Raw genomic sequence first — 6,822 nt, 5'->3', positions numbered from 1 at the left:
CACGGCTCACTACCAATTGCCGAGCTTCTCGCCCCCGCGATTGGTTATGCCAAAGACGGCTACCCCGCTGGGCCACGTGCCGTGAAGAAGTTCGCTGAGTTTGCGCACGTGCCAGGTCTTGAGGCGCTGGGCACGAAAACGCCCGCGCTCGGTGAACTCATCCGTCAGCCCGAGCTGGCGTGGAGCTTGGAAGAGATTGCGACGCATGGCCGCGCGGCGTTCTACTCCGGCGCGATTGCCGAGAAGATTGTCGCGGCGTCAAACGGACACTTCACCATGGCCGATCTGGCGGCGCATAAAACACGCATCCTCGCACCGCTCTCTGTGGGCTACCGTGGCCTGACCGTGCACTGCCAGCCGCCGCCGTCGCAGGGGATGATTCTCGCGCAAGAGCTGGCGCTGGCGGAGGGCTTTGCACTTGCGGAGCTGACCGAAGCGGAGCGGACGCATCTTCTCGTCGAGTGTAAAAAACGCGCCTTCGCGGACCGCTTTGCCCACCTCGCTGACCCGGATTGGCACGACGTTCCTCTGGCGAAGCTGCTCAGCGAGCCCTATCTGGCAAAGCGCCGCGCAGAGATTGGCGAAAAAGCAACCATAATGCCCCCCCGCTCGGCGGGGGCTGGGGGGGATGAGGGTCAGGACACGACCTACTTTTTGGTGGCCGATAGCCATGGCAACGCCGTCAGCTTTATCCAGAGCATCTTCCATAATTTTGGCAGCGCCTGGATTCCCGACGGCACCGGGATTCTCTTCAACAACCGCCTCACGGGTTTCTCGCTTGACCCCACCTCGCCCAATGCACTCGCGCCCGGCAAGCGCCCCGCGCACACGCTCAATGCCTGGCTCGCCACGAACCCCGATGGCTCGCTGGCGCTGGTCGGAGGCACGCCCGGAGCCAATATCCAGGTGCAGACCAACTTGCAGCTCTTGGTGAACACGCTGGATCTGGGCCTCGATCCGCAAGAGGCCATCGAGCGTCCCCGCTGGCAGCACTCGTCGGATGGCGGCAATACCGGCCAGAGCGAAGAAGGGCTGGGAGTCTTAGAGCTTGAAGACCGCGCCGACACAAGCCTCTTTGCGTCCCTCACCGAGCGCGGCCACGACACACGCCCCATCGGCTCTTGGGCACATGGCTCGGCGGCACAGCTTCTTCAAGTGCTCCCCAGCGGAGCCTACGCCGTCGGCTCCGATCCCCGCTGCGACGGCCACGCGGGAGGGGTTTAGCATGATTTTATTCACGATGATGTCTCCCGCCGCACTGCACGCGGCGCAGCCTGCAAAAGACAAAGACTACGAGGCTCAGATTCGTTGGACGCGCTACGGCATCCCGCACATCACCGCCAACGACTTTGGGAGCCTCGCGTTTGGGGAGGGTTATGCCTTTGCGAAAGACCATCTGGGCTCATTACTGGATCAGGTCATCAAGGTGCGCGGCGAGCGGGCGCGCTACTTTGGCGCGGGTTCGGGCAATCGGCACCTCAATAGCGACATCACCTTCCGGGCACTGGGGTTTGTGGAGCAGGCAAAGGAGCTTTTTCCCAAGCTCTCGAAAGAGAACCGGGAGACCCTAGAGGGCTACGCAGCCGGGGTCAATGCGTACCGCCGGGAAAACCAGGCGTCGTGCGTAGCCAGCGTGGCGCACTGGGGACTGGGCAGCGGCTGGCTCTTTGATGTGACGCCGCTGGATATTCTGGCCTACAACCAGTCCGTGATCGCGACGACGCCGAATCTTGGGGACTTGATCGCCACGGCTATGCCACCCAAAGCTGATGGATCAGAGCCGGTGGCGGAGGGGCTTCCGATCCCCGAGTTTCAGCAGGCGAGCAATGGCTGGGCGCTGGGCTCGGAGCGCTCCTTGCAGGGCGGGGGGATGCTGATGGCAAACCCGCACTTTCCCTGGACGGGGGCGTTTCGGTTCTGGGAGAAGCACCTGACCATTCCGGGCAAGCTCAATGTTTATGGCGTGAGCCTGCTGGGAATCCCCGGCGTGCTGATTGGCTTCAACAACGCCGTCGCGTGGACACACACCGTCTCGGCGGGCAAGCGCTTTGTTTTCTACACGCTCGATCTGGTGCCCGGCCACCCGACTCGCTACTACTACGACGGCCAGGAGCGCGAAATGACGGTCAAGCACCTCACCTTCGACGTTCGCCAGCCCGATGGCTCTCTGAAAAAAGTGGAGCGCGCGCTCTACTCCAGCCACTACGGCCCCATGATCAATGTTGCAGGCTTTGAGTGGAGCGCCAAGCGCGGGGTCTGTGTGCGCGATGCCAATGCCAACAACACCCAGTTCTACGACCAGCGCCTCGCCATGAACCAAGCCAAGAGCCTCGCGGAGTTCCAGCAGGCGCACGCGCGCTATAATGCCGTCCCTTGGGTCAACACCATTGCCGCAAGCGCCGATGGCCGCGCGTGGTTTGCGGACACCTCGGCGACTCCGTATCTTAGCCCCGCCGCGACCACAGCCTTCACCCAGCGGCTAAGCTCGGACTTTCTGGCGAAAGTGGCCTGGCAGCGCGGTGTTGCGTTATTTGATGGCAGCAAGTCGGCCAATGAGTGGCAAAACGACCCCACGACCCGGCCCGGCGTCCTGCCCTACGCCAAGATGCCCCAGCAAGAGCGCCGTGACTATGTCTTCAACGCCAACGATAGCTACTGGCTCACCAACCCGAGCCAGCCGCTCACCGGCTTCTCCCCGCTCCAGGGCGATGAGGCCACGGCCCGCTCGCTACGCACCCGCATGAACGCGCTGGTTCTGGAGGGAACGCAAAAGTTCTCGCTCGATGCTCTCGCCGCCGCCGCGATCAACAACCGTAGCCTCTCGGCAGAGCTACTGCGCACCGAGGTCGCGGCGCGGGCCAAGTCTGCGGGGAGCGTGGTGATTGACGGGAAAGAAGTAGACCTGCGTGCCGCCAGCCAGATCCTGGCCGCGTGGGATGGAAAGTACAACACGGACAGTGTCGGGGCCGTACTCTGGCGGGAGTTTATCACGCTCTACAGTGCAGCAGATACGCAAAAAGCCGGGGCACTCTTTCAGAATACTTTCGATCCCAAGCAGCCCGTCACCACGCCGTCGGCGCTTGCCGCCCCCAAAGACGGCACCGACACCGCGCTGGTCAATCTCGGGCGTGCTGTGCTCGTGCTCAAGAGCGTCGGGATCGCGCTGGAGACCCCGCTCGGCAAGCTCCAGTACAGCGACAAGCGGCCCGAGCGCATCCCCATCCATGGCGGCGACGGGGCTTTGGAGGGCCTGACCAATGTGGTCGGGTTTGGCAACAACCGCACGAGCTTGGAGCCCTTTGCCAGCCCCGCCAGTGTTGGGGGGAGCCGCTCGCTCACCAAAGATGGCTATCTTATCAACCAGGGCAGCAGCTTCATGATGGCCCTGGAGTTCACCAAGCAAGGCCCCAAAGCCGTCGCGATTCTCACCTACTCCCAGTCCGGCGACCCACGCTCTGCGCACTTCTCTGACCAGACCGCGCTCTTTGGTGCCAAGCAGTGGCGGCCCGTTCTCTTCACCGAAAAAGAGATCAAAGCCGACACGACACTCACGAGCTTGAAAGTACGTGCTCCTCGAAATGAAGGATTATAGTGTTGGGATAGACCTTGGGGGGACGAAGCTTGTACTTTGGTGCGAGGGGGCTGAAGAGCTCTCCCAGACAGGCGTATCGTTTACTCCCGAGGAGCTGCTCTTGCATCTCAAATCATTTATCAAGCGACACGGAATCAATCCCGCACGCATCGGTTTAGCCATTCCTGGCTTGGTCGAGAAATCCGGGCGCGTTGTGGCTTGTGATGTACTACCGTCTTTTCAAGGGTGGGAGGCCCGCTATGCAATTCAAGATATTTGCACACAGGTCGCTGTACTCAATGATGTCAAAGCGGCACTGCTTGAAGAGATGCACGACACACCGCCTAATATCACAGGTGGCGTCATTATGATTGGGACAGCAATTGGTGCTGCATTTATCACAAATGGAAAGCCACTCGTGGGAGCAAGTGGTTGGGCTGGTGAGTGGGGATACTTGCCGATCCGCTTCAACGACAAAATCAAACGACTTGATGAAGTTGCCGGTGGTGCCGCAATTGCTGCACTCTGTGATGTTGCACCCACAACTCTTGCTTTACGTGCAAGGGCGGGCGATCCAGCGACTCTGTGTGTTATTGCGCAAGCGGGGGAGTCACTAGGCCTCGGCTTGGCCACCGTTATTAATCTCTTGAATCCTTCATGTCTAGCCATTGGCGGGGGGACAAGTGAGCTTCCTGGGTACTGGGAAGCAGCACTCGTGTCGGCGGAGCAGAACGCACTCCCTGAGCTTTGGCGCGACTGCACCCTCACGAAGGTAAAAGCAGGCAAAAGAGTGGTCGTCCTAGGGGCTATACGTGCGGCAGAGTCATGACCACTCTCGTCGGGTGAGACTAAGAATCCTTCATCGGTTTTACCGGACTGATTCATCCCGAACATAAAAATGTGCGGTGAGTGCTTCGGGACTTCTTGACAGGACTTTTTCTCTACGGTAAGCTGTTGGCGACAAAAAAAGTCGGCGATAAAGTTTATCGCCAAGAAAGAACTACTGAACCATGCGCCTCCGCGCCGCCTTTACGCTGATTGAGCTACTTGTTGTGATTGCCATTATCGCGATCTTAGCGGCGATTCTCTTTCCCGTCTTTGCTCAGGCGCGGGCCAAGGCACGCCAAGCGAGCTCTGTCTCCAACCTCAAGCAGCTCGGTATGGCGGTCTCGATGTATGCTCAGGACTGGGAAGCCTACCCCTTTCACTCCTCACCCTCGAGCCAGTCGCCACGCACCCGCTGGCCCGACTATCTCTTTCCCTATGTCAAGAGTGAGGCGATCTTCCGCTCTCCAGGGGCACCTGCCAATGCCTTCTTAAAGCCCTTCGCCCACAACCCCGCCGCACTCTACGGGGGCTATGGCTATAACTACCAGTACTTAGGAAATACCCGCCACCCCTTCGTTGCCACGGATGCCGATATCGAGCGCCCCGCAGAGACCATCACGCTAGCCGATACCGAGGGGAGCAGCTTCGATAAAGGCGTGCTCAATGCCGGAAACTACGTGATTGATCCGCCGCTCTCTAGTTGGCGAGGGAGCCGTCCCGCCACGCCGGGCGGTGGTTTTTATGGCGCTCCTGGAACCGCAGAGTGCAGTAGCACTCTCTGGGGATGCCGCGCGGTTCCTGCGGAGCGCCACAGCGAGATGGTGACGGTTGCCTTCGCCGATGGCCACGCCAAGGCGATGAAGCGCAAGCAAATGGACGACTCCAACCGCGATGGAGTGCCCGACAACGGGCTTTGGAGCGGAAAAGCAGATCCCACACAACGCTAAAATCAAAAACACGAAACGCCCCGGGGAGGTTAGGAGCTCCCCGAGGCGTCTGGAGCGGTCCGAAGACCAGCACGCAAGCCTATGGTATCACGGGCCGCTCCCTCAGAACTTCAGAAATCCAAGGAGCTATGTCTATGAAACCAAGAGCCTTTACGCTCATCGAACTACTTGTTATTATTGCCATTATTGCTATCTTAGCGGCGATTCTCTTTCCCGTCTTTGCTCAGGCGCGGGAGAAAGCCCGGCAGACCACCTGCCTCTCCAACACCAAGCAGCTCTCGCTTAGCGTGCTGATGTACACGCAGGACTACGACGAGCAGCTCGCTCTGATCCGTGGGGCGCAGAGCTGGGTCTACATGGCGCAGCCCTATATTAAGAGCTACTCCGTGCTGCGCTGCCCCTCGGACACCAGCACCAACTGGGCACCCACTCCCGCCGCTTTTGATCCCGCAGACCCCGCTACCTACACGACTGCCTTTCGGGTGACCAGCTACGCGCTCAATGGGTTTCTCTCCCCCCACATTGCGACAAATCTCTTCACCAGCTTGGCGAGCATTGACAAGCCCGCGAGCGTTGTTCTGCTGGCGGAAAGCCCTGCGAACTACCGGGAGAACTACTTTCATGCCCATGTTTGGCCGACCCGGCACTGGATCGCTGCCACCAATCTCCCCGATGATGTCGTGACCGATCGGCACCAGCAGGGTTTTACCGTAGGCTATCTTGATGGCCATGCCCAGTGGGTGCGCTGGAGCCAGGTCTGGTGGCAAGACACCGCGCGAGGGATCGAGAAAGGCAGCTTCGACCCGCGCCAGTAAGTGAGGAGCCAGAGCAGGTACTCAGGTACTATGGGGGAGTGACACACTTCCCCTTTCGCCTCGCCGTCTTCGATCTGGATGGCACGCTTCTTGGCCCCGATAAAGAGATCTCTCCCGCCAATGCCACTGCGATTGCTCGCCTGAGAGCCTTGGGCTGCCAGGTGATCTTAGCATCGGGGCGGCCTCACTTTAACATCATGCGCTTCCATACCCAGCTTGGGCTGAGCGGGCCGGTGGTGAGTGGCAACGGAGCGCTGGTAAAAGTCCCGGAGACCGATGAGGTCTGGCGGGAGCTGCTTTTTGATCTAGAGCTGGCCAGCTCGCTCCTTGATGAAGGACAGCGGCTTGGCATCACGCAGATCTGGGACGCGCCTCAGGGGGTCTTTGGCTGGGAGCGCACGCGGCACTTTGAGATTCTGGAAGAGCGCACCAAGGCGACTTATGAGGTCATCGGTGACCCCCGTCTGCGCTTCCCAGGGGAGTCCCCTTTCAAAATTCTCTGGATCGCCGACGAAGCCCAGATCGCCGCGCTGGCTCAGCACTGGCAGACGCAGCTGGGGGAGCGCACCTACATCACCATCACCGACCCGGAGTATCTAGAGTTCTCGCATCCCGAGGTCAATAAAGCAACCGCACTTCAAGTTGTCGCAGAGCGCTTGGA

6 protein-coding genes are annotated in these 6,822 nt (G+C 60.2%); all 6 read left to right on the top strand.

The genetic code is table 11. The features are described 5' to 3' along the window. The coding region (locus tag AC1XOS_RS17910; RefSeq protein WP_481963583.1) for a gamma-glutamyltransferase family protein at positions 1–1,224 on the top strand (1,224 nt) is incomplete at its 5' end. Between the two features lies 1 nt (position 1,225). Next, positions 1,226–3,592 carry an acylase gene (locus AC1XOS_RS17905; protein WP_481963582.1) on the top strand — a complete coding sequence of 789 codons (2,367 nt, stop codon included), beginning with the start codon at positions 1,226–1,228 and terminating at the stop codon, positions 3,590–3,592. Further along, positions 3,579–4,400 carry an ROK family protein gene (locus AC1XOS_RS17900; protein ID WP_481963581.1) on the top strand — a complete coding sequence of 274 codons (822 nt, stop codon included), beginning with the start codon at positions 3,579–3,581 and terminating at the stop codon, positions 4,398–4,400. Before AC1XOS_RS17905 ends, AC1XOS_RS17900 begins: the two co-directional genes overlap by 14 nt. A 181-nt stretch (positions 4,401–4,581) precedes the next feature. Beyond that, complete coding sequence (locus AC1XOS_RS17895) at positions 4,582–5,346, top strand: DUF1559 family PulG-like putative transporter (RefSeq protein WP_481963580.1); 765 nt, start codon at positions 4,582–4,584, stop codon at positions 5,344–5,346. A gap of 134 nt (positions 5,347–5,480) precedes the next feature. Further along, positions 5,481–6,161, top strand: a complete 681-nt coding sequence (locus AC1XOS_RS17890) for a prepilin-type N-terminal cleavage/methylation domain-containing protein (RefSeq protein WP_481963579.1) — start codon at positions 5,481–5,483, stop codon at positions 6,159–6,161. Between the two features lie 38 nt (positions 6,162–6,199). Beyond that, on the top strand, positions 6,200–6,822 hold a 623-nt coding region (locus tag AC1XOS_RS17885; protein ID WP_481963578.1), incomplete at its 3' end, for an HAD-IIB family hydrolase.

The sequence above is a fragment of the Armatimonas sp. genome (assembly GCF_964826245.1).
The sequence above is the reverse complement of the archived record's forward strand: the minus strand, read 5'-3'. Positions and strand labels throughout refer to the sequence as shown.

What these genes read in the sequence shown, in the direction of transcription:
- AC1XOS_RS17905 (WP_481963582.1), top strand. Translation starts at nt 1,226, where the DNA reads ATGATTTTATTCACGATGATGTCTCCCGCCGCACTGCACGCGGCGCAG.
- AC1XOS_RS17900 (WP_481963581.1), top strand. Translation starts at nt 3,579, where the DNA reads ATGAAGGATTATAGTGTTGGGATAGACCTTGGGGGGACGAAGCTTGTA.
- AC1XOS_RS17895 (WP_481963580.1), top strand. Translation starts at nt 4,582, where the DNA reads ATGCGCCTCCGCGCCGCCTTTACGCTGATTGAGCTACTTGTTGTGATT.
- AC1XOS_RS17890 (WP_481963579.1), top strand. Translation starts at nt 5,481, where the DNA reads ATGAAACCAAGAGCCTTTACGCTCATCGAACTACTTGTTATTATTGCC.